Source organism: Pedobacter agri PB92, from assembly GCF_000258495.1.
In the GTDB taxonomy this organism is placed as follows: domain Bacteria; phylum Bacteroidota; class Bacteroidia; order Sphingobacteriales; family Sphingobacteriaceae; genus Pedobacter; species Pedobacter agri.
The window spans coordinates 1-21179 of the sequence record NZ_AJLG01000009.1; the positions used below are offsets into that span (position 1 = coordinate 1).

Annotated in this window: 17 protein-coding genes and 2 pseudogenes; 14 read left to right on the forward strand and 5 right to left on the reverse strand. The window is 37.3% G+C overall.

The genetic code is table 11. The features are described 5' to 3' along the window. Window positions 1-1082: amino acid permease (locus tag ON09_RS02350; protein WP_010599455.1), on the reverse strand; the 1082-nt coding region annotated here is incomplete at its 3' end. A gap of 264 nt (window positions 1083-1346) precedes the next feature. On the opposite strand from ON09_RS02350, the gene ON09_RS02355 reads away from it, so the two are divergent. Then, window positions 1347-2570: an MFS transporter gene (locus tag ON09_RS02355; protein ID WP_010599456.1), complete on the forward strand. Its 1224-nt coding sequence runs from the start codon at window positions 1347-1349 to the stop codon at window positions 2568-2570. Between the two features lie 112 nt (window positions 2571-2682). Here the strand turns inward: ON09_RS02355 and ON09_RS02360 are convergent, their stop codons facing one another. Beyond that, window positions 2683-4749 (reverse strand): TonB-dependent siderophore receptor, encoded by a 2067-nt coding sequence (locus ON09_RS02360; RefSeq protein ID WP_238533588.1) that lies wholly within the window; start codon window positions 4747-4749, stop codon window positions 2683-2685. After that, window positions 4691-5086: a carboxypeptidase-like regulatory domain-containing protein gene (locus ON09_RS25825; protein ID WP_238533589.1), complete on the reverse strand. Its 396-nt coding sequence runs from the start codon at window positions 5084-5086 to the stop codon at window positions 4691-4693. The genes ON09_RS02360 and ON09_RS25825 overlap by 59 nt, the downstream gene beginning before the upstream one ends. A 300-nt stretch (window positions 5087-5386) precedes the next feature. On the opposite strand from ON09_RS25825, the gene dctA reads away from it, so the two are divergent. Together dctA and rlmF are read left to right on the forward strand one after the other, a co-directional pair. Continuing rightward, on the forward strand, window positions 5387-6655 hold the full coding sequence (dctA, locus tag ON09_RS02365; RefSeq protein ID WP_029204057.1) for a C4-dicarboxylate transporter DctA: 1269 nt from the start codon (window positions 5387-5389) through the stop codon (window positions 6653-6655). 181 nt (window positions 6656-6836) lie between these two features. Beyond that, window positions 6837-7832 (forward strand): 23S rRNA (adenine(1618)-N(6))-methyltransferase RlmF, encoded by a 996-nt coding sequence (gene rlmF, locus ON09_RS02370; RefSeq protein ID WP_010599458.1) that lies wholly within the window; start codon window positions 6837-6839, stop codon window positions 7830-7832. A gap of 332 nt (window positions 7833-8164) precedes the next feature. On the opposite strand, the gene ON09_RS02375 is transcribed toward rlmF, so the two are convergent. Next, entirely contained in the window at window positions 8165-8587 is a 423-nt protein-coding gene (locus ON09_RS02375; RefSeq protein WP_010599459.1) for a cupin domain-containing protein, read from the reverse strand. A gap of 285 nt (window positions 8588-8872) precedes the next feature. On the opposite strand from ON09_RS02375, the gene sucD reads away from it, so the two are divergent. The 11 genes and pseudogenes from sucD to fabG all read left to right on the forward strand — a co-directional run bounded on the left by sucD (window position 8873) and on the right by fabG (window position 20155). Next, window positions 8873-9745 (forward strand): succinate--CoA ligase subunit alpha, encoded by an 873-nt coding sequence (sucD, locus tag ON09_RS02380; protein WP_010599460.1) that lies wholly within the window; start codon window positions 8873-8875, stop codon window positions 9743-9745. 210 nt (window positions 9746-9955) lie between these two features. Beyond that, window positions 9956-10346: pseudogene (locus tag ON09_RS26750) on the forward strand (GxxExxY protein). A 191-nt stretch (window positions 10347-10537) separates the two neighbouring features. Further along, the gene (locus ON09_RS02390; protein WP_010599463.1) at window positions 10538-11038 is read left to right on the forward strand and encodes a methionine-R-sulfoxide reductase; all 501 of its coding nucleotides are present in this window, start codon (window positions 10538-10540) and stop codon (window positions 11036-11038) included. Between the two features lie 221 nt (window positions 11039-11259). Next, complete coding sequence (locus ON09_RS02395; protein ID WP_010599464.1) at window positions 11260-11640, forward strand: septal ring lytic transglycosylase RlpA family protein; 381 nt, start codon at window positions 11260-11262, stop codon at window positions 11638-11640. Window positions 11641-12094: 454 nt separating this feature from the next. Then, window positions 12095-13066, forward strand: coding sequence for a ribonucleoside-diphosphate reductase small subunit (locus ON09_RS02400; RefSeq protein WP_010599465.1), 972 nt, complete (start codon window positions 12095-12097; stop codon window positions 13064-13066). Between the two features lie 167 nt (window positions 13067-13233). After that, on the forward strand, window positions 13234-15618 hold the full coding sequence (locus ON09_RS02405) for a ribonucleoside-diphosphate reductase subunit alpha (RefSeq protein ID WP_010599466.1): 2385 nt from the start codon (window positions 13234-13236) through the stop codon (window positions 15616-15618). 173 nt (window positions 15619-15791) lie between these two features. Next, the gene (locus tag ON09_RS24685; protein ID WP_010599467.1) at window positions 15792-16013 is read left to right on the forward strand and encodes a cysteine-rich CWC family protein; all 222 of its coding nucleotides are present in this window, start codon (window positions 15792-15794) and stop codon (window positions 16011-16013) included. A 678-nt stretch (window positions 16014-16691) separates the two neighbouring features. Beyond that, entirely contained in the window at window positions 16692-17567 is an 876-nt protein-coding gene (locus ON09_RS02410; RefSeq protein WP_010599468.1) for a carbon-nitrogen hydrolase, read from the forward strand. Between the two features lie 185 nt (window positions 17568-17752). Next, window positions 17753-18830, forward strand: a pseudogene (locus ON09_RS02415) (agmatine deiminase family protein). A gap of 202 nt (window positions 18831-19032) precedes the next feature. Continuing rightward, on the forward strand, window positions 19033-19167 hold the full coding sequence (locus ON09_RS25830) for a GIY-YIG nuclease family protein (protein WP_157258814.1): 135 nt from the start codon (window positions 19033-19035) through the stop codon (window positions 19165-19167). Between the two features lie 244 nt (window positions 19168-19411). Continuing rightward, a complete protein-coding gene (gene fabG / locus ON09_RS02420; RefSeq protein ID WP_010599469.1) occupies window positions 19412-20155 on the forward strand; it encodes a 3-oxoacyl-[acyl-carrier-protein] reductase in 744 nt (247 codons plus the stop codon). 86 nt (window positions 20156-20241) lie between these two features. Here the strand turns inward: fabG and ON09_RS02425 are convergent, their stop codons facing one another. Next, the gene (locus ON09_RS02425; protein WP_029204059.1) at window positions 20242-20973 is read right to left on the reverse strand and encodes a L,D-transpeptidase family protein; all 732 of its coding nucleotides are present in this window, start codon (window positions 20971-20973) and stop codon (window positions 20242-20244) included. Window positions 20974-21179 lie beyond the last annotated feature (206 nt).

Sequence of the window (21179 nt, forward strand, 5' to 3'; positions counted from 1 at the left end):
CTTACGGCAATAATTCCGCTCATTAATTTCAGGTTGATCTGATCAAAAACGAATGCCAATGGATCACCAACAGCAAGTGTATCTGATTTCACGATCCCCGTTAAAACTAATGCTATTGCTACATATAAAATGGTACAGATAATGATTGCCCACATCATACCGCGAGGTAAATCGCGTTGCGGATTTTTACATTCTTCGGCGGTAGTAGAAATGGCATCAAAACCAATATACGCGAAAAATACAGCGGAAACGCCCTTTAAAATACCCGATACGCCATTAGGTGCAAATGGATCCCAGTTTTTAACATCAACATAGAATATGCCCACAGCTAAAACCAATAAAATAACGGCTAATTTGACCACAACCATAGCATTGCTGGCATTGCGGCTTTCTTTCATACCGCGATAAATTAACCAGGTAATCAGGATAATGATGCCTAAGGCCGGAATATCGGCCACTAAATGGAATCCTCCAATTTGAGGGGCAGTTAACCAGGCATTATTAGCCAATGCAGTTGCAGTATCCAGACCAGCCAGATTTTTTCCTGCAGCAAGCAAAGCTTCGGCAGTTTTATGGCCGTTGTAAGCACTTAAATAATCCATTGTTGCCCAATCCGGAACATGGATGCCGTTTATTCCTAGAAAAGGAATTTTTATCGTGGAGAGTAATCCTGTAAAATAATCAGACCAGGAAATGGCTACCGTTATATTTCCTATGGAATATTCCATGATTAACGACCAACCGATGATCCATGCCACCAACTCGCCAAATGCCACATACGAATAGGTATAAGCACTACCTGAAACAGGAACCATCGAAGCAAATTCCGCATAGGCAAAAGCAGCGAAACTACAAGCCACCGCAGTAAAAATAAATAAGAAGATCACTGCTGGTCCGCCATCGGCACTGGCTTTACCAATGGTGCTGAAAATTCCAGCGCCAATGATTGCCGCAATACCAAAAGCTGTTAAATCACGTACACCAAGTGTTTTGTGAAGGGTATTATCATGGTCGCCATAACCGCTTGCCGCATCTTTTAATATTTTGGAAATCGATTTCTTTCTGAATAGCTTCTCGAACATTTTAGTTTGCTTGTTGTATTCTTCAAACTTATAAAAATATCAGTTAAAAACGTTTAAAGCGAGATATAAATTTATAAGCGACCGATTTTTGGAATAAAAATTCTTTTTAATTGATAACTATTCCAATGAACGATGTTTCATTCAGAAGATTTTGGCGCTATTGTAATCTCTGTGTGTTTATTTAATTCGCTTAGTTTATTAAGGATGATAAAAAGCTACTTTTGCCACCATAATTGAAATTATTCATTCTTCCTGTTGATCAACATGCCATCATCTGCTATTAAAACATCATATATCAAGGAGAAAAACCAAAGTGTTGCCACAATTCTGGCTTTTGCATTGATTCCACTTTCTGGTTTTGCTACTGATATTTACATTCCATCATTACCTACTATGGCTGGCGAAATGAATGTAAGCAATGTTCAGGTTCAACTTACGCTGAGTATTTTTCTGATTAGTTATGGTGTGGCACAACTTTTTGTCGGAAGCTTGCTTGATAGTTTCGGGCGTTACAAGATTGGATTATATAGTTTGCTGGTATTTGCCATGGCCAGTATTGTAATTGCAACAACACATCATATCTATCTGATATATCTCATGCGGATTATTCATGGTCTTTCGGTAGGCGCAATTGTAGTAGCGAAACGAGCTTATTTTGTCGATTTATTTACAGGAGAGAAACTAAAACATTATTTAAGCCTGTTTTCCATTATCTGGTCTACTGGTCCGATTATAGCACCATTTGTTGGCGGATATTTACATACTGCCTTTGGATGGGAATCAAATTTCTATTTTTTGGCAGGTTTCGCAATGGTTTTTGCGGTGCTCGAATTTCTGTTTAGCGGAGAAACCTTAAAACATTTTACTGATTTTCAATTGAAAAAAATCACTGGCATTTACATCGACATGATCAAGACCACCAGCTTTACCCTAGGAATTGTAATGTTGGGTCTGGCATATTGTATGGTAATGGTTTATAACATGACAGGGCCTTTCATCATCGAACACGAACTGAAATATTCGCCAGTTATTGCAGGTTACAGTTCTTTAATTTTAGGATTTGCCTGGATGGTAGGCGGTTTTATCGGTAAGGCAACCATTAACAAGCCATTTTTTAGCAGGCTGATGATTAATTCAGTATTACAGGTTCTTTTTGTAGTCTTAATGATTGTAAGTTTAAATTTCGTTAGCAACTTATATTCGCTCATCTTTTTCGCGTTCATTATTCACATTGGTGCTGGTTTTACTTTTAATAACTATTTTACTTTTTGTTTAAGTAAATTTCCAAAAAATGCAGGTATTGCAGGTGGTTTAACTGGTGGTATTACTTATGTTATTGTGTCGTTTCTGAGTTATGGGATCGTTAATCTTATCCCAGCAAAAGATGAAGCTAATCTTTCCTATAGCTACCTTATAATGATTATACTTTCCATCATGGTGATGTTTTTAATCATGAAAACGAGAAAGAAAAATGAATTAAACGTCTGAGTTTGGATAGCAGTCTCCATGATTACTATGGAATTAAAGGCCATTAAAATTTAATACAACAAAAAAGAGCTCCAAAGCATTTGCTTTGGAGCTCTTTTCATTCATCTTTTAATTAGAACTTATAAGATATAGTTGTGACGAACTGACGAGGTGCAATTGGGTTCACGCTATAATTCTCGTGTACAAAATAATTTAACTCATCGGTAATGTTAGCTACCTTAGCCAGCAAAGACAATTTTTTCCAGGCATAACCTGCAGAAAGATCGATGGTGGTAAAAGGCGTAAGCGGAATTAACCGGCTTGCAGTTTGTGTTTTCGTATCTGCATATCCACCATTGCGTGAGCCGGTATACAATACAGTTGTACCTAGTTTCAATCCCTTAATTGCTCCATCCTGAAAAGTGTAAAAAACGGTGGCATTTGCTTTGTTTTTAGTTGTACCAATAACACGTTGGCCCTCTACAATACCAGTTGGCAGGGTAGAAACATATCTGTAAAAATTATAGCTATATCCCGCCAGGAAATTTAATCCTGGTAAGATCGTTCCTGTCAAGTCTATTTCTAAACCATCACTTCTGGTTTTACCTGTAAATTCTTTAATTGTTGCATCAACGTTCGCACTGCCATCTGCTTTTAATAATGCCGTTTGTGCTAAATTGCTGTTTTGTATTCTATAAACCGTTACGTTTGCTGATAATTTTCCATCAAGAAAATCATTTTTTATACCTGCCTCATATTGATCAATGATGGATGGTCGCATAGGATTTAAGAAAATATCTGTTCCGGTGTTAGAGGTAAAGTTATTGGCATAACTTACATAGATGGAGGTAGTTTTTAAAGGCTCATAAATCAAACCAAATTTCGGAGAGTAAGCCTTGTCAACTTTGTCAGCCGTAGCACTTGGTGTTTTTATACCGGTAGTGGCAGATGTTACATAAGCACCGGGTGTTTTTTGAAAAGTCCATCTTACGCCGGCTAAAACCTTAAATTTTTCGGTAATGCTAACTAAATCCTGTACAAAAGCACCCATCCTGAAGATTGGAGCAAAGGTTGAAGTTGCAGATACGGCATTAGGTTCAAGTCCTGATCCATAATACGTAGCAGGATCCAATAAGTTAACGCTTCCATAATTAAATGTGTTTGCACCGTTATACGTCCAGGTACCTAATGTTGTTGCCCTTGATTGATCTGCATCAACACCTACCAGGATAGTATGCGACACACTTCCGGTTTTGAATTTACCATTAAGGTTAATCTGTTCGTTGTAGGTAAACTCTTTACTTTTCGAACGCGTAACATTACGCAGTGCGATGGCATTTGCAGCCGCGAATGGGCGTTCAGCACTAAAATAGTTTCTATTATAGGCTTGTCCTGATGCAATGATATTTAACTTCCAGTTTTCATCAAATTTGTGGTTAAAACTTAATTGTGTGGTAGAAGTGTTGGTTTTATTATAAGCCCAAGGTGCATTTAAGTAGGTGTTTCTTCCAAGATCAGGGATAGCGTTTGCAATGGTGCCAATACCAAAATCTGGTGTATAATCGCTTTTTAGGTAATCTCCTTGTAACAAGAAATCGGTTTGCTCATTAACTTTATACAATAAGGAAGGATTAATATAAAGTCTTTTTGATTTTACCTGGTCTCTGTAACTTCCTGCATTTTCGTAAGTACCAATTACACGGAAAGCCACTTTTTTCGAAATTGGTCCGTAAAGATCGATTGTAGGTTTATATAAATCATAGCTTCCTACCCGCATAGAAACTTCTCCGCCATATTCGAATTTTGGTTTTTTCGTTACCATATTAATTACCGCACCACCAGTAACACCACCATATAATAAAGCTGCACTTCCTTTTAATACCTCTACCGATTCTAATGTGCTCACTTCAGGCATTCCGCCAGTACTTGTACGAGCGCCATTTTTGAAAACGTTATTGCCACCAAGGCTGTAACCTCTGGCAACAAACGTTTCTCCACTTACTGAACCGCGATTCTCTGAGTAGGCTACGCCATTTACGTTGGCTAAAACATCACTTAAACGCAATGCTTGTTGATCGGTGATGATCTGGTTATTGATAATTTGAACTGACTGTGGCAAATCCTTCGGCGCAATTGCGATCTTACCCAGATTTACTAGGTTTTTTATTGGGTGTTCTATAACCGTTGATAGCAACTTCATCCAATTGGGAAGAGGATTCGGCTGTTGCAAAACTGATTTTAGATTCATTATCAGCTGTTACAGTTACAGATTTTTCAATAACCTTAACACCTACCGCTGAAATTTTAATGGTGTATTTTCCTGGAGACACATTTCTAATGGTAAAATTTCCCTGTTCATCTGTCTGAGTAGTTTTGCTGGTATTTTTCAATCCAACGCTGACAAAAGCTGCCGGATTTCCGTCACTTGTTTTAATGGACCCCGAAATCGATCCATTTTTAGATTGCGCATAAGCAGTTCCTGTTAATACAAGAAAAATAAATGCCAAATAAATAATTAGGGAAAACTTTCTATACATGTTATTTAGATTAATTCTTAGTTGGCGCAAAAGAAAGAAATTAAAATGAGATTAGAGAATTATTTTTAATTATTCTAAATAAGAATTACGCTATGAGAAGGCGAGCATAATTTTCCCTCTGAAATACAACTCAAAGTTTGCAGTTTGAGCGTTTTTGAGAGCTCAGTATTTACTTTTTTAACAGAAATCTTTGTTGAGTTTCTAGATAGCGATTGTTTCCAGGTTGGATAATTGGTTGTAGGTATAAAACTAAGGTGGAAATAAAAAAATAACCTATATTTCATGTCTCAACACGTAGCAATGAAAGCAATTTTTTCCAACTTAACATTTCAGGTTATTGTAGCAATCATCATCGGGATATTTGTAGGCTCCTACTTTCCTGAGTTTGCATCAACAGCAAAACTAATCAGTCAAGGTTTTATTAATCTGATTAGCATGCTCATTGCACCTATCATTTTCTTCACCATAGTTTTGGGTATTGCGCACATGGGCGATATGAAAAAAGTGGGTAGAGTAGGAGGAAAGGCTTTGTTGTATTTCGAAATTGTAAGTACAATAGCAATTGCAGTTGGTTTATTAGTGGCCAATATTCTCCAACCTGGAGCAGGTGTAGTGGCGAAAGCTAGTGATGCGTCAAAAATTTCCGGATATGCTGAACAAGCAAAAGACATGAATTGGGCGGAGTTTTTCCTGCACATTATTCCTCATAACGTAATTGCGGCATTTGCTGAAGGTAATATCCTTCAAATTTTGCTTTTTGCAATTTTATTCGGTTACGGCTTAAACAAACTAGGTGGCGAAGGTACTTCCGTTTTAAACGCTTTTGATAAAATTTCGAAAGTGTTGTTTAAAATAATGAAAGTGATTATGCGCCTGGCGCCAATTGGCGCTTTCGGTGGAATGGCTTTCAGTATCGGTACACATGGCTTACAAAGTATTTTTGGAATGGCAAAACTAATGGGTTCTGTTTATCTGACTTGTGTTCTATTCATCTTTGTTGTACTGAATGGAATTTGCAGGTATTATAAATTCAGCTTATGGTCTTACCTTAAATTCATCCGGCAGGAAATTTTGATTGTATTGGGAACTTCCTCTTCCGAGTCGGCGCTGCCAAGTATGATGCAAAAAATGGAGGCCATTGGCTGTGATAAATCGGTTGTAGGTTTAGTTATTCCAACTGGATATTCATTTAATCTCGATGGAACAGCAATTTACCTGGCGATGGCCGTAATTTTTCTTTGTCAGGTTTTTCATGTTGATTTAACACTTGGACAGCAGATTACCGTTTTGGGTGTATTGATGGTGACTTCGAAAGGCGCTGCAGGGGTAACGGGAAGCGGTTTTATTGTATTGGTTTCCACTTTAACGGCATTGAAAATTATGCCAATCGAACATATTTCTATCTTAATCGGGGTCGATCGTTTTATGAGTGAAGCAAGAGCCATTACCAACGTAATTGGAAATGGTGTGGCTACTATCGTTATCGCAAAAAGCGAAAATCAGTTTGATCAGGAAAAATATTTGAAAGCAATACAGCCTGCTGTGATTGAGAAAAATGAGGAAAGTTAATTTTTTATGTTACGAGTTGTAAGTTATAAGTCTGAATGAAAAAAATATAAAAACTCGCGAGCAGTTAAACTTTTGTATAAAACAAATTCCTAACCTATAGCCCATAATCTGTAACCCAACTCTTTTCACTACCTTTGTGCCAGAAACATGCACACAGCATGTTTAGTTAAACCAGATCACATTGGCTCAAGAAGAACAAAATAACCGCAAAGAAAAAAGCGAGTTACATCCACGCAACAAACACCGTTCGCGTTACAATTTCAAACAACTTACTGCCACATCAAAAGAGTTGAAACGTTTCGTTTTTAAAAATGAGCATAACGATGATTCTATTGACTTTGCAGATCAAAATGCAGTTAAAGCACTAAACAGAGCGTTACTTAAATATTTTTATAATATCTCTCAATGGGATATTCCACAGGATTTTCTTTGTCCGCCAATACCAGGTAGAGCTGATTATATTCATTACGTCGCCGACCTTTTAGGTTCAAGCAATAAAGGTAAAAATCCAAAAGGTGCAAATGTACATGTGCTTGATATTGGCGTTGGTGCAAATTGTATTTACCCTATTGTTGGCCATCAAGAATATGGATGGAGTTTTGTAGGTTCTGAAATCGATCCGCTTTCTGTAGACTCGGCAAAGCGAATTGTAGAAGCCAACAAACCTTTGCAAGGTGCGGTAGAAATTCGTCAGCAATCTTCAAAAATGGGGATTTTTCGGAATATAGTTGGCGCTAAAGAGCGTTTCGATGCGGTAGTTTGTAACCCGCCGTTTCATGCATCTTTAAAAGAAGCAGAGCAAGGTACCCGCCAGAAGTGGCGTAACTTGGGTGGCAATGAAAAGGAAGTAAAACACGTTTTAAACTTCGGTGGGAACAAGGCCGAGCTTTGGTGCCCGGGTGGTGAGCGTGCTTTTGTTGAGCAGATGATTATTCAAAGTGCGCAAATCAAAAACCAGGTGTTATGGTTTACTTCCTTGGTATCAAAAAGTGCTAACTTAAAAAGTATTTACAGTGCTTTGGTTAATGCAAACGCCTTTGAAGTGCGTACCGTTCAGATGAGCCAGGGGCAAAAAATAAGTCGTTTCGTAGCCTGGACTTTCCATGATGACGCAGCACAGGCAGAGTGGGCAAAAGGGTGGAAATCTGAACCCAAAGCTGAAGTTAAAAAAGTTTAACATCAAAAATAATTAGAAAAGCAGAGCCGGATGAACGATTGAAGTTAGTCCGGCTTTTTGTTTGTATCTTTTGGTAACCAGCAGCTGTACCTATTCTCGTCATTGCGAGGTACGAAGCAATCTCTTCTGAAAATGATTTCACCCATAAGATTGCTTCAATCGAAGAAAAATCGATTTCGCAATGACTGGAAATAAAAACGAAGCACTGTCTCACAGGTTGCAGATGCTTCGTTTCTAAGCATGACAATTCATTTTAAAGTTATTGTGAGAAAAAAAATCTGCCAATCCAATCCGGTTTATTCATAATGTTTCAAATCAAAATGGATTATCATCTATTTTTTCTCGTAAACAATTAAAATCGTTAAATCATTATCATCGTTTGGCTTGATGCCATGCGAACTTCCTGGTCGTGTTAAAATTGCATCACCGGGTTTTACAGGGAAAGTTTTTCCGTTCATCTGCATTGCACCATTACCACTAATAACATAATAAATTTCATCCTCCTTTTGTAAGTGATAACCAATGGACGAGCCTGGCTTCAAAACCCGCTTTCGAAAAGCGGTTTTGAGGTTTTTGGCATTACCAAAGAAATTAAAACCAATGGTCTCCCCTCCACCATTATGGGTTCCGGGTTCTTTTTTTGCTACTTCGATATCATTTTGTAAGATATATTTTGCCGTATCCACAGATTGCGCTTTAGCCCAAAAAGCAGCTGTTATTAATGTTATTGAAAGGATAAAAACTTTGTTTTTCATAGTATACTGTTATTTAACTGCTCGATATGCTTTCCCTTTAATCTTACCGCTTCCAGCTTAAAGTAAATTTAAACGTTTTGCTTGTTGTTGCCAAAGACGAAAGACTTTTGTTAAATAAACCTGATAGCAACGGGCACGAAGTGTAACGAAGTAAAGTGGATAGCAGGGCTGAAGTAGCCATAAACGTATTCCTTACATTTTCCTGAAAAATTGGGCTAAATAATCTATTTTTAGACTTGATTTTCCAGTCAATAATATTAGCTTTGCACAAAAAAAAATTGATACATGAGCGTTTTAGTAAATAAAGATTCTAAGGTTATCGTTCAGGGTTTTACCGGAAACGAAGGAACTTACCACGCAGAACAAATGTTGGCGTATGGTACAAACGTAGTTGGTGGTGTTACGCCTGGCAAAGGTGGGCAATTACATTTAGATAAGCCTGTTTTTAATACTGTTAAAGATGCTGTTGATAAAACGGGAGCAAATGTATCTATCATTTTCGTTCCGCCAGCTTTCGCTGCTGATGCGATTATGGAAGCGGCCGAAGGTGGTATTAAAGTAATTGTTTGTATTACTGAAGGTATCCCTACGAAGGATATGATTCAGGTTAAAGAATATATTTCAGATCGTGATGTGACTTTGATTGGCCCTAACTGTCCGGGAATTATCACTGCCGATGAAGCTAAAATTGGTATCATGCCAGGTTTTATTTTCAAAAAAGGTAATGTTGGTGTGGTTTCTAAATCAGGAACGCTAACTTACGAAGCAGTTGACCAGGTTGTTAAAGCTGGTTTAGGTATTACTACTGCTATTGGTATTGGTGGCGACCCAATTATTGGTACACCAACTGTTGAAGCAGTTAAGTTGTTGATGAACGATCCTGAAACTCATGGTATCATCATGATTGGTGAAATTGGCGGTGGCATGGAAGCTGAAGCAGCTCGTTGGATTAAAGAAAATGGTACTAAACCTGTTGTTGGTTTTATTGCTGGTCAAACTGCGCCTCCGGGACGTAGAATGGGGCATGCTGGTGCAATTGTAGGCGGAGCTGATGATACTGCTGCTGCAAAAATGAAAATCATGGCTGAGTGTGGTATCCGTGTGGTTGAAAGTCCGGCTGAGATTGGTGCTGCAATGGCAGAAGAATTAGCAAAGTAAGATTTTAAAGTTTATATAAATGAAAGCGTTTCGATTAATTTCGGGACGCTTTTTTTTGTTTTCGGAGTTTTTTGCCATGGATACAAGGAAGGCACGGAAATTTAGAAGGGAAAAAGGAGATTGGGAACGGATTGTTAGCAGCAAGAAAATGGTAGTTCTTTAAAAAAAGGAATTTGAGAAATTTGATTGGATTAGTTAAAATTATCGTTTATGGATTATCAAATAAGACAAGATAATCCTCACTATAAAAATGAAACTAACTTAATTATTAATGCTGCAATCGAAGTTCATAAAGCTTTAGGCTGTGGTTTTTTCGAGATTGTTTACAAGGATGCACTTTGTATCGAATTGGAAAGTAGGGGTTACTATTACGAGCGTGAAAAGCAATATCCGGTATATTATAAAGATTTTGTTGCCACATAGTTTCTATGCGGATTTCATTGTATTTGATTCGGTAATTTTAGAAGTTAAAGGTAAGAGTGGAATAGCAAGTGAAGACTTGGCGCAGACAATAAATGATTTAAAATGCTCTGATTGTAAGGTTGGTTTAGTTTTAAACTTCGGTAAACCAACTTTGGAAATTGTGCGTGTCGTGTTCTAATTGACACTCTATATTACAAGGTTAGATGTTGCCATTTTATACCTTCTCCGTGTATTCGATGTTTCCGTGGCGATTTTCTTATGTTTTCGTGTTTTGCCTCCACATCACGCTAATTTATCATCCCTTTGTAAACACTAAGGCAAACCATTGGACCTGCAAACCAAAACAAAAATTGCAGCGTATATTGTAATATGAAAACGATGTTAAATAAACTATTTTTGATCTCGGCTGTTGTTTTAACTACAGGTCTTTCTGCTTGTGCTCAAAAGCAAGAGAAGAAAGCAGCAAAGCAAACACAGCCATCAGAAAATATTATAAAGAAGAAAATGAACTGGAATACATTAACACCCGAAGAAGAGAGAGTAATTGTTAATAAAGGAACAGAATATCCTGGTACAGGGAAATATGAGCATACTACAGATAAAGGAACTTATACCTGCAAACGGTGCAATGCTGAATTGTACCGCTCGGAAAGTAAGTTCGATGCCCGCTGTGGATGGCCTGCATTTGATGATGAAATTAAAGGCGCTGTGAAGCGTATTCCCGATGCAGATGGATCGCGTACAGAAATTGTTTGTGCCAATTGTGGCGCACACTTAGGGCACGTTTTCACCGGAGAAGGATTTACAGATAAAAATACACGTCATTGCGTAAATTCAATTTCAATGAACTTTGTGCCTGATAAAAAATAAGGTGGATGTAGTGAGGTTAGGTAGAGGCGTACAACGATGAGTTGTACGCTTTTTTTTGTATGATTATTTTCCTAATCAAAAAGTTTTTGACGTGCGAAATATCTTGATTTAGCGACTTTTCAAGGCGTATCGTGTAGTGTTCAATTCCTGAATTTTTCCACAATTTATTGATTATAAACTAAATGCTTATATTTGCAGGCTCAACAAAGAAATTTTAGCCTATGAAGTATTTTCTGTTATTAAGTTTTTGTTTCCTGTTTTTACAAGGTAAAGCACAAAATTCTGACGCATCAAATGAGCCAGATAGTATTCAAAAAACAGTTCTTGCAACTTATTACCACAGAAAATTCGAAGGCCGCCGAACCACAAGCGGCGCAAAATACAGAGCTAAAAAATTCACAGCGGCGCACCGTACTTTACCCATGGGTACACTGGTAACCGTCACCAATCCAGACAACGGAAAATCGGTTGTGGTAAAGGTGAACGATCGTGGGCCTTACTCCAAAAGACTTGCTATAGATTTATCTGAAAGTGCTGCCAAAGAGATTGGTATTTATACTAAAGGAATAGCGAAAGTACGTCTGGCTTATACCTTAGAGTAGTATTCCAATTTGCTCTATTTACGGGTAGTTTTATAGGCTAAATTTAAGTTATTAACACTTGTTTTGGTTTGCTAAACCCTTGAAATTAAACGATTAGCTTTTTTTTCGCTTGAAAATGATATTTAGCTGATCGTTTTTCCCCAGTTATCAAGCGGTGTGTTAACAACTTTGATTCACAAAAAAGGCCTGTCGTATCTATATTTGTTATAACAAAGTTCTTTAACTTCTTGCGCTTGAAAACAAATATAAAAGCTTAGTTTTTAGTAATTTATCTGTACATCTCTCAGATCGTAAATTTAAATTGTCCTAACTAAAAACTCAGTTGTTTGTCAGTCGCAGGGGTTAGCACTTTCACTAGAGTTTTAATACAAGACATTTCAGTCACCATATAGAATTGGTGGATGCGTGGTTTTGTCGGCTCTAACTAAATTGATTAAAAGATAAAGTATCAGCTATGGAACAGGAATTATTACTACAAGAAAACAAAGACAGGTTTGTGCTGTTGCCGATCAAATATCCGGCAATATGGGAAATGTATAAAAAAACCGAAGCTAGTTTCTGGACAGCAGAAGAGATTGATCTTTCTGACGACCAAAAACACTGGGATAATTTGAATGATGGCGAAAGACATTTCATTTCTCATATCCTTGCTTTCTTTTCTGCTAGTGATGGTATCGTAAACGAGAACCTGGCTGTAAACTTCATGAGTGAAGTGCAGCTGCCAGAAGCACGTTGTTTCTACGGTTTCCAGATCATGATGGAAAATATTCACGCTGAAACCTATGCTTTATTAATTGATACATACATTAAAGATCCCGAAGAAAAAGATCGCTTGTTCCATGCTATTGATACTGTTCCGGCAGTAAAAAGAAAAGCAGAGTGGGCCTTGAGATGGATTGAAAATGGAACCTTTGCAGAACGTTTGGTAGCATTTGCTGCGGTTGAGGGTATTTTCTTCAGTGGAAGTTTTTGCTCTATCTTCTGGTTGAAAAAACGTGGTTTAATGCCAGGATTAACTTTCAGTAATGAGTTAATCTCTAGAGATGAAGGTTCTCATTGCGAGTTTGCTTGCCTATTGTACAGCATGTTGAGCAATAAATTAAGTGAAGAAGCTGTTCACAGCATCATTAGCGATGCCGTAGAAATCGAAAAAGAATTTATCACTGATGCATTGCCGGTTGCCTTAATCGGGATGAATGCCAAATTAATGAGCCAGTATATCGAATTTGTAGCCGATAGATGGTTACAGGAATTGGGTTACAAAAAAATCTATAATGCAACCAATCCTTTCGATTTTATGGAAATGATTTCATTACAAGGAAAAACCAACTTCTTCGAAAAACGTGTGGGCGATTATCAAAAAAGCGGTGTATTAACATCAGCTGACAATAAAGCGCAGGCGTTCTCTTTAGATGAAGATTTTTAAGACAGCTTAAAGCAGAAAGACTAAAGTTGAAAGCTTGCCCTTGCCGTCATTGCGGGGAATGAAGCAATCTTAATGCAAGAGAAAAATAAACAAGAATTATAAACGTGATTAAAAAGTCTTGATACTTAATACTCACTACTAGATAAAAAAAATAAATCTCATAAAATATGTTCGTACTAAAAAGAGATGGCCGGAAAGAGCCGGTACAATTTGACAAAATCACAGCCCGTATTCAAAAGTTGTGTTATAGTTTAAATTCGGATCTTGTAGACCCAATCGATGTAGCCAAAAAGGTAATCGAAGGTTTATATGATGGTGTAACTACTTCAGAGTTGGATAACCTTGCTGCAGAAACTGCTGCTTCGTTAACTACAAAACACCCTGATTACGCCTTGTTAGCATCGCGTATCGCGGTTTCTAACTTGCATAAAAACACTACAAAATCATTCTCGGGTACGATGAAAATGTTGTACGAATATTTCGACCCGAAAGCACAAAAGCCAGCACCGCTTATTGCTGATGATGTGTATGAGATTATTGCAAAAAATGCAGATATTTTAGATAGTTCTATTATCTATGACCGTGATTTCGGTTTTGATTATTTCGGTTTTAAAACTTTAGAAAAATCTTATCTGTTAAAAGTTAACGGTGCAATTGTTGAGCGTCCTCAACATTTATTTATGCGTGTTTCTGTTGGTATCCACAAAGAAGATATCGAAAGTGCAATTAAAACGTATAACTTAATGAGTGAGCGTTGGTTTACACATGCTACACCAACATTGTTTAATGCCGCTACGCCAAAGCCTCAAATGTCATCATGTTTCTTGTTAACCATGCAAGATGATAGCATCGAAGGTATTTATGATACCTTAAAGCAAACAGCTAAGATTTCACAAAGTGCTGGTGGTATTGGTTTAAGCATCCATAACATCCGTGCAACAGGTTCTTACATCGGTGGTACAAACGGTACAAGTAATGGTATAATTCCAATGTTACGTGTATTTAACGATACTGCTCGTTATGTAGACCAGGGCGGAGGTAAACGTAAAGGTGCTTTCGCAATTTATTTAGAGCCTTGGCATGCAGATGTTTTCGAATTCCTAGACTTGCGTAAAAACCACGGTAAAGAAGAAATGCGTGCCCGTGATTTATTCTATGCCCTTTGGATTAACGATTTGTTTATGCAACGCGTTAAAGATAATGGCGACTGGACATTATTCTGCCCACATGAAGCACCAGGCTTAGCAGATTGTTTCGGTAAAGAATTTGAAGATCTATATACTAAATATGAAGCTGAAGGCCGCGGTCGTAAAACCATTAAAGCACAAGAACTTTGGTTTGCCATTTTAGATTCTCAAATCGAAACCGGTACACCTTACATGTTGTTTAAAGATGCAGCGAACAGCAAATCTAACCAACAAAACTTAGGTACAATTAAGTCTTCTAACTTGTGTACGGAGATTATCGAGTATACATCTAAAGATGAAGTTGCCGTTTGTAACTTAGCATCACTAGCTTTACCTCGTTTTGTAATTAACGGACAATTTGACCACCAAAAATTGTACGATGTAACTTATCAGGCTACATTAAACCTGAATAAAATCATCGACCATAACTATTACCCGGTTCAGGAAGCTGAAAACTCAAATATGCGCCACAGACCAGTTGGTTTAGGTGTGCAAGGTTTGGCAGATGCCTTTATCTTGTTGCGTTTACCTTTCGAAAGTGATGAGGCAAAACGCTTAAACAAAGATATCTTCGAGACGATTTATTTCGCGTCGATGACAGCTTCTAATGATTTAGCAGTGAAAAACGGTCCTTACCAAACGTTTGAAGGTTCGCCATTATCAAAAGGACAGTTCCAGTTTGATTTATGGAATGTAACACCAGATAGCGGAAGATGGGATTGGGAAGCATTACGCAAAAAAGTAGTGAAAGATGGTGTGTATAACTCACTATTGGTTGCACCTATGCCAACTGCATCTACATCTCAAATCTTAGGTAACAACGAATGTTTCGAGCCATATACTTCAAACATCTATACGCGTCGTGTATTAAGTGGAGAATTTGTAGTGGTAAACAAACACTTATTGAAAGATTTAGTAGCATTAGGTTTATGGAATAACGATATGAAAAACCAAATCATATTGGCTAACGGTTCAATCCAGGCAATTCCATCAATCCCTGATTACATTAAAGAATTATACAAAACGGTTTGGGAAATTAAGATGCGTAACATCATCGATATGGCTGCAGACCGTGGCGCTTACATTTGCCAATCGCAATCTTTAAACTTGTTTGTCAATGCGCCGAACACTTCAAAATTAACTTCAATGCATTTCTACGCATGGGAGAAAGGTTTGAAAACCGGTATGTATTACTTACGTACACAGGCAGCATCTCAAGCAGTTAAATTTACTGTAGAAAACCAAGGTGGTAAAGCCATTGAAGCAGTAATTCCTGCTCAAATGACTCAAGACCAGGTTGCAGAAGAAATCGTTGACGGACCAGTTTGTTCAATGGAAGAAGGCTGCATTAGCTGTTCAGGTTAAGCGGAAAGCTTAAAGTAGAAAAACTAAAGCAAAAGGCTTGTTACTTCGCCGTCACTGCGAGCTACAAGCAATCTTAAAGCAATAAATACATAAGGTTTTGGGCAAACGCTCAAAACCTTATTTTTTGTTTATATTTTTGCAACACAATCGGCTAATCTTAAGCCTTATATTATATGCCTTTAACCTTACGACATAGCAAACACGAAATCATTCCCTGTGAAAGATGCGGAACAGCTATTGAGTGCAAGGCAAATTCATACACTAAATGCCAGTGTAGCGTGGTGCAGTTAAGTATTAACGAGGTTCAATACATTTCCGAATTGTATGATGGTTGTTTGTGTGCGAAATGCCTATTCGAACTGCAACAGGAATATAGGGAAGAAATAGGCGTCTAAATTCTAAAATCAATTTGAGTAAAGTTTTGAAGCGTTCGTCATTGCGAGGCACGAAGCAATCCTTTTAGATTAATATTACTTTAATGCGATTGCTTCAATCGAAGAAAATCGATCTCGCAAAGACTGAAATGGAGTGTCTAAATTTAGTTTGAAAAGCACTTTTCTGTAAATTTTGGTATCGACAATCCCGCCATTTGCTTCAATCTTTTAAAAACAATTTCTATCATGCTAATAACGACGTATCTGTTTCATCGGTTGCAGATGCTTCGTGCCTCAGCATGATAGCCTATTCAATGTTGTTGCATTTTTAAAAGGATTTCCGTTGCTATCGGGTTTAAATAACAACCTTTGGTGGTCTTGGCGATTTGCAACCCAAAATAGTAGCAAAAGCTATTCTTTTCTAAACGGGATAGAAGTGATATCCTTTTTTTGTTGTACTTCGCCAGGCTCAGTGTGACAATCGCAAAAAAAGATTTAACGGATAGCCCGACTAACAGCTAATAAGGATTACTGCATTTGCTTTCCAAAAAACAATTACAAAATTATGCCGTTCTACTTTTAAACAAAATAGTAACTTTGACGAAAATTTTGAATGAACGAATTTTGAGTGAGGGAATGGCGTACAAGCAATAACATTCTACCATTTAATCATTTTCTCATTCTCTCATTTCAATAAACATGAAGAAAGTAAAAGTTGGCCTGGTACAAATGACTTGTACTAAAGATAAGCAGGAAAATTTAGATAAAGCGATTGTAAAAGTAAGAGAAGCAGCAGCAAAAGGTGCACAAATTGTGTGTTTGCAAGAGCTTTTTACTTCCTTATATTTCTGCGATGTTGAAGATTATGATAATTTCGATTTAGCTGAAAAAATTCCTGGTCCATCAACTGATGCTTTGCAGGAGGTAGCGAAGGAATTGGGCGTAGTTGTGATTGCTTCGTTATTTGAGAAACGTGCTGAAGGTTTATATCATAATACAACTGCTGTTTTAGATGCCGATGGTTCATATTTAGGTAAATACCGTAAAATGCATATACCTGATGACCCTGCCTATTACGAGAAATTTTACTTCACTCCGGGCGATTTAGGCTATAAGGTTTTTGAAACCAAATTTGCGAAAATCGGTATCTTAATTTGTTGGGACCAATGGTACCCGGAAGCTTCAAGAATTACAGCTTTAATGGGTGCAGACATCATGTTTTATCCGACAGCGATTGGTTGGGATACTACGCAAGATGAAGAAACTAACCAAGACCAATATAATGCCTGGCAAACGATTCAGCGTTCACATTCGGTAGCGAACGGCGTTCCTGTGGTAAGTGTAAACCGCGTAGGTTTTGAGCAAGAGGGCAGAATGAAATTCTGGGGTGGAAGTTTCGCCACCAATGCGCAGGGTAAGTTGCTTTATCTGGCATCACACGATAAAGAGGAAACTGAAGTGGTGGAATTGGATTTAGACCAAAGCGATTTTATGCGTAAACACTGGCCATTTTTAAGAGATAGAAGAATTGATTCTTATCAGCCGATTACGAAAAGATATATTGATGAGGACTAAGCTGAAAGGGTGAAGACCAAAGCTTAAAGCAAAATTTTTAAAATAGTCTCTCGCTAAGAGATAATTAATTTCAAAATAATAATGTGCTCGTCATTGCGAGGTACGAAGCAATCTCAATCAATAAATCAAATAGATTGCTTCGTGCCTCGCAATGACGAGAAAAAAATAGTACCCACACAGAACGTATGTCAAATTTTCCTCCAAAAGAGCATTTAAATATAAATCAATTCGATTATTCTCCTAAGCAGCAAGGTTATGCATTTCCAGCAGAATGGGCAAAACATGAGGCAACTTGGTTAAGCTGGCCACATAAAGAAGCAAGTTGGCCAGATAAAATAGAAACAATTTACAAACCTTATTGTGAGTTTATTAAAATTGTTGCCGAAGGCGAAAAGGTTCGCATTAATGTAAAAGATGAAGAAATGAAAGCTTTTGCAGTTGCTGAATTAAAAAAAAGTTGATGCTGATTTATCGCAAATTGAATTTTATTTTAACGAAACCAACGATGCCTGGTGTCGTGACCATGGGCCTGCATACGTGGTTAAAGGAAATGAAAAAGCGGTAATAGATTGGGGTTATAATGCTTGGGGTGGAAAATATCCTCCATTTGATTTGGATGATGTGGTGCCAACTAAAATTGCTAAACATTTTGATTTACCTTTATTTACGCCTGATATAGTGATGGAAGGTGGTTCGGTTGAATTTAACGGCGCTGGTACGGTTTTAACGACAACAGCTTGTTTGCTGAATGAAAATCGTAATCCACACTTAACAAAAGAGCAGATTGAACAATATTTGCTTGAATATTATGGACAAGACCAGGTTTTATGGTTAGGTGATGGGATTGTGGGCGATGATACGGATGGACATATCGACGATATTACACGTTTTGTAAATGAAGATACTGTTTTAACAGTTGTAGAAAGTAATCCTTTGGATGAAAACTACATTTTGTTGCAGGAGAATTTGGAAGCATTAAAAGCCATGAAATTGAAAGATGGCCGCTCATTGAATATTGTGGAATTGCCAATGCCTTCGCCGGTAATTTTTGAAGATACACGTCTGCCAGCATCTTATGCTAATTTTTATATTGCTAATGCTGCAGTTGTTGTGCCGACTTTTAATGATGTGAATGACCAGAAAGCTTTAGATATTATACAAGGTTGTTTTCCAGATAGAAAAGTGGTTGGTATAAATTCAGTTGATATTATCTGGGGATTAGGAAGTTTCCATTGTTTGAGTCAGCAGGAGCCAGCGGTTTAGACTAAGCACTTTGTCATCCTGAGCTTGTCGAAGGACAACTATACTTTTTTGACAGGCTTAACATGACATTAGCAAAGCTGAAAGTTAATCGTCACTTGAGCTTGTTGAAAGATAATTAAACTGTTTCGACAAGGTTGAGACAACAACTAAAGTTTAGATGAAATTTTAGTAACTTCAAGTTGTCTAAATATTCCTCGTGGTCATGATTCACAATTACTTCCTCTACATTTTAGAATGTTCTGATAAAAGTTATTATGTAGGCGTGACAAACGATTTAGAAATAAGAATCGATCAACATAATAGGAGAAAATACATCGTCCTTTACATTTACTCGTAGACCAGTTGTATTAAAATATTACAAAAGATTTGACCAAATTGAACATGCCATAGAATTTGAGAAACAAGTTAAAGGCTGGAGTAGAAAGAAAAAAGAAGCTTTGTTTTCTGAAGACTGGGATGAAATTGTTAGACTGTCAAATTTTAAAAAAGAGAAATAGATTATATTTGAAGAAAGTTAATAAAGAGGTCTTCGACAAGCTCAGACTGACAACAATCTGAGACACAAACAATAAAAATTACAAATGAAATTACTAGAAGGAAAAACAGCATTAATTACTGGTGCATCGAAAGGTATTGGTCGTAAAATAGCTGAAAAATTTGCAGAGCAAGGTGCTAACGTTGCTTTTACCTATTTGTCATCAGTAGAAAAGGGAGAAGCGTTAGAGCAAGAATTACAAAGCTTTGGGACAAAAGTTAAAGGCTACCGTTCTGATGCATCTAAATTCGACCAGGCAGAGCAATTAATCAATGATATTGTTGCAGAGTTTGGCACAATAGACATCGTTGTAAATAATGCAGGTATTACCAAAGATGGTTTGTTGATGCGTATGAGCGAAGAAAACTGGGATGATGTAATAAATATCAACTTAAAATCCATTTTCAACGTAACTAAAGCAGCTTCTAAAGTGATGATGAAAGCCCGTAAAGGTGTTTTCATTAACATGAGTTCAGTGGTTGGTGTTCAGGGTAATGCCGGACAAGCGAACTACGCTGCATCGAAAGCTGGAATTATTGGATTCACCAAATCTGTGGCTAAAGAATTAGGTTCAAGAAACATTCGTGCTAATGTTGTTGCTCCAGGTTTCATCCGTACAGAAATGACTGAGGTTTTAGACCCTGCAGTTGTTGCTGGTTGGGAAAAAGATATTCCATTAAAGCGTGCCGGCGAAACAGAAGACATCGCTAATGTTTGTGTGTTCTTAGCATCAGATATGAGCGCCTATGTAACCGGACAAACACTTTCTGTTTGCGGCGGAATGCTGTAGGTGCAGATTGTAAGGATTTAAGGTTGGGAAGTTGAAATGTTTTAGTTTTGAAACCTTTCAACTTTTCAACCTTTTTAGTAATCCAACTATTTTACAATATATTTTCCTTTGGCAACCTTAAAATTTATGGCGTTTTTATCTTTCTCAAATGCCAAATATCCCTGCTGCAAAGTTTTCCAAAAATCAACATGAGCCGGAAACTGGATGGCATATTTCTTCATATTTTCCTCAGTCATTTTGAAAGGATAAATATTTACAGGAATTTTTTTTGTCTTCAAATCAGTAGAGAAAATGGCTAGTAAATAAAGTTCCTTAATTTTATCATCGGTTAAGGGAATACAGCCAACCGTTTCGCAACTTCCGTGGATGTAGATATCCCCACCCGGACTATTCTGTTTACCTGTCCGCTCTATATCAACATGGTTGGGATAGTTAATCCCTAACGATAAATGATAGTTACTCATTGGGTTTAAAACATTGATGTAATAAAAACCCTCTGGCGTTTGTTTGTCGCCCTCCATTACCTTCGGACCCAATAGTCCAGAACTTGCACAAAATTCGTAAACTTTAATCAACCGATAAAACTTATCTCCTGGATTTTTCATCCAGACTTCTAAAGTTTTTTCTGCTTTATAGGCATTGATTAACATTAACGGACTATGACCAATACTGAATTTTGAAAGTACTTCACGAAGAGAAGTCCATTTTTCATCGTAAGCATTTTTAACTCGCTCAAATTGTAGTTGATTATGCGTTAGTGTTTGTGCATTTGCCATGATGCTGAAGGATAAGAGAAAGGTTAAACAGATTAGTTTCATGAAATTTGCTTTGGATAAAGCTAGTAATTTAACCACAGAAGTTTGTAGATGCAATAGACGCAGATAACACAAAACGTTTTTGCAATTTTTACAATTCTCCTTCGCTCATTTAGTTGTATCTCCTGCCTAACTTTGTAGCACCTTTCTTATTACTGCCTTTTCTCTGCGTAAAATGTTTGCGTTCTTTGCGGTTAAACACAAAATTA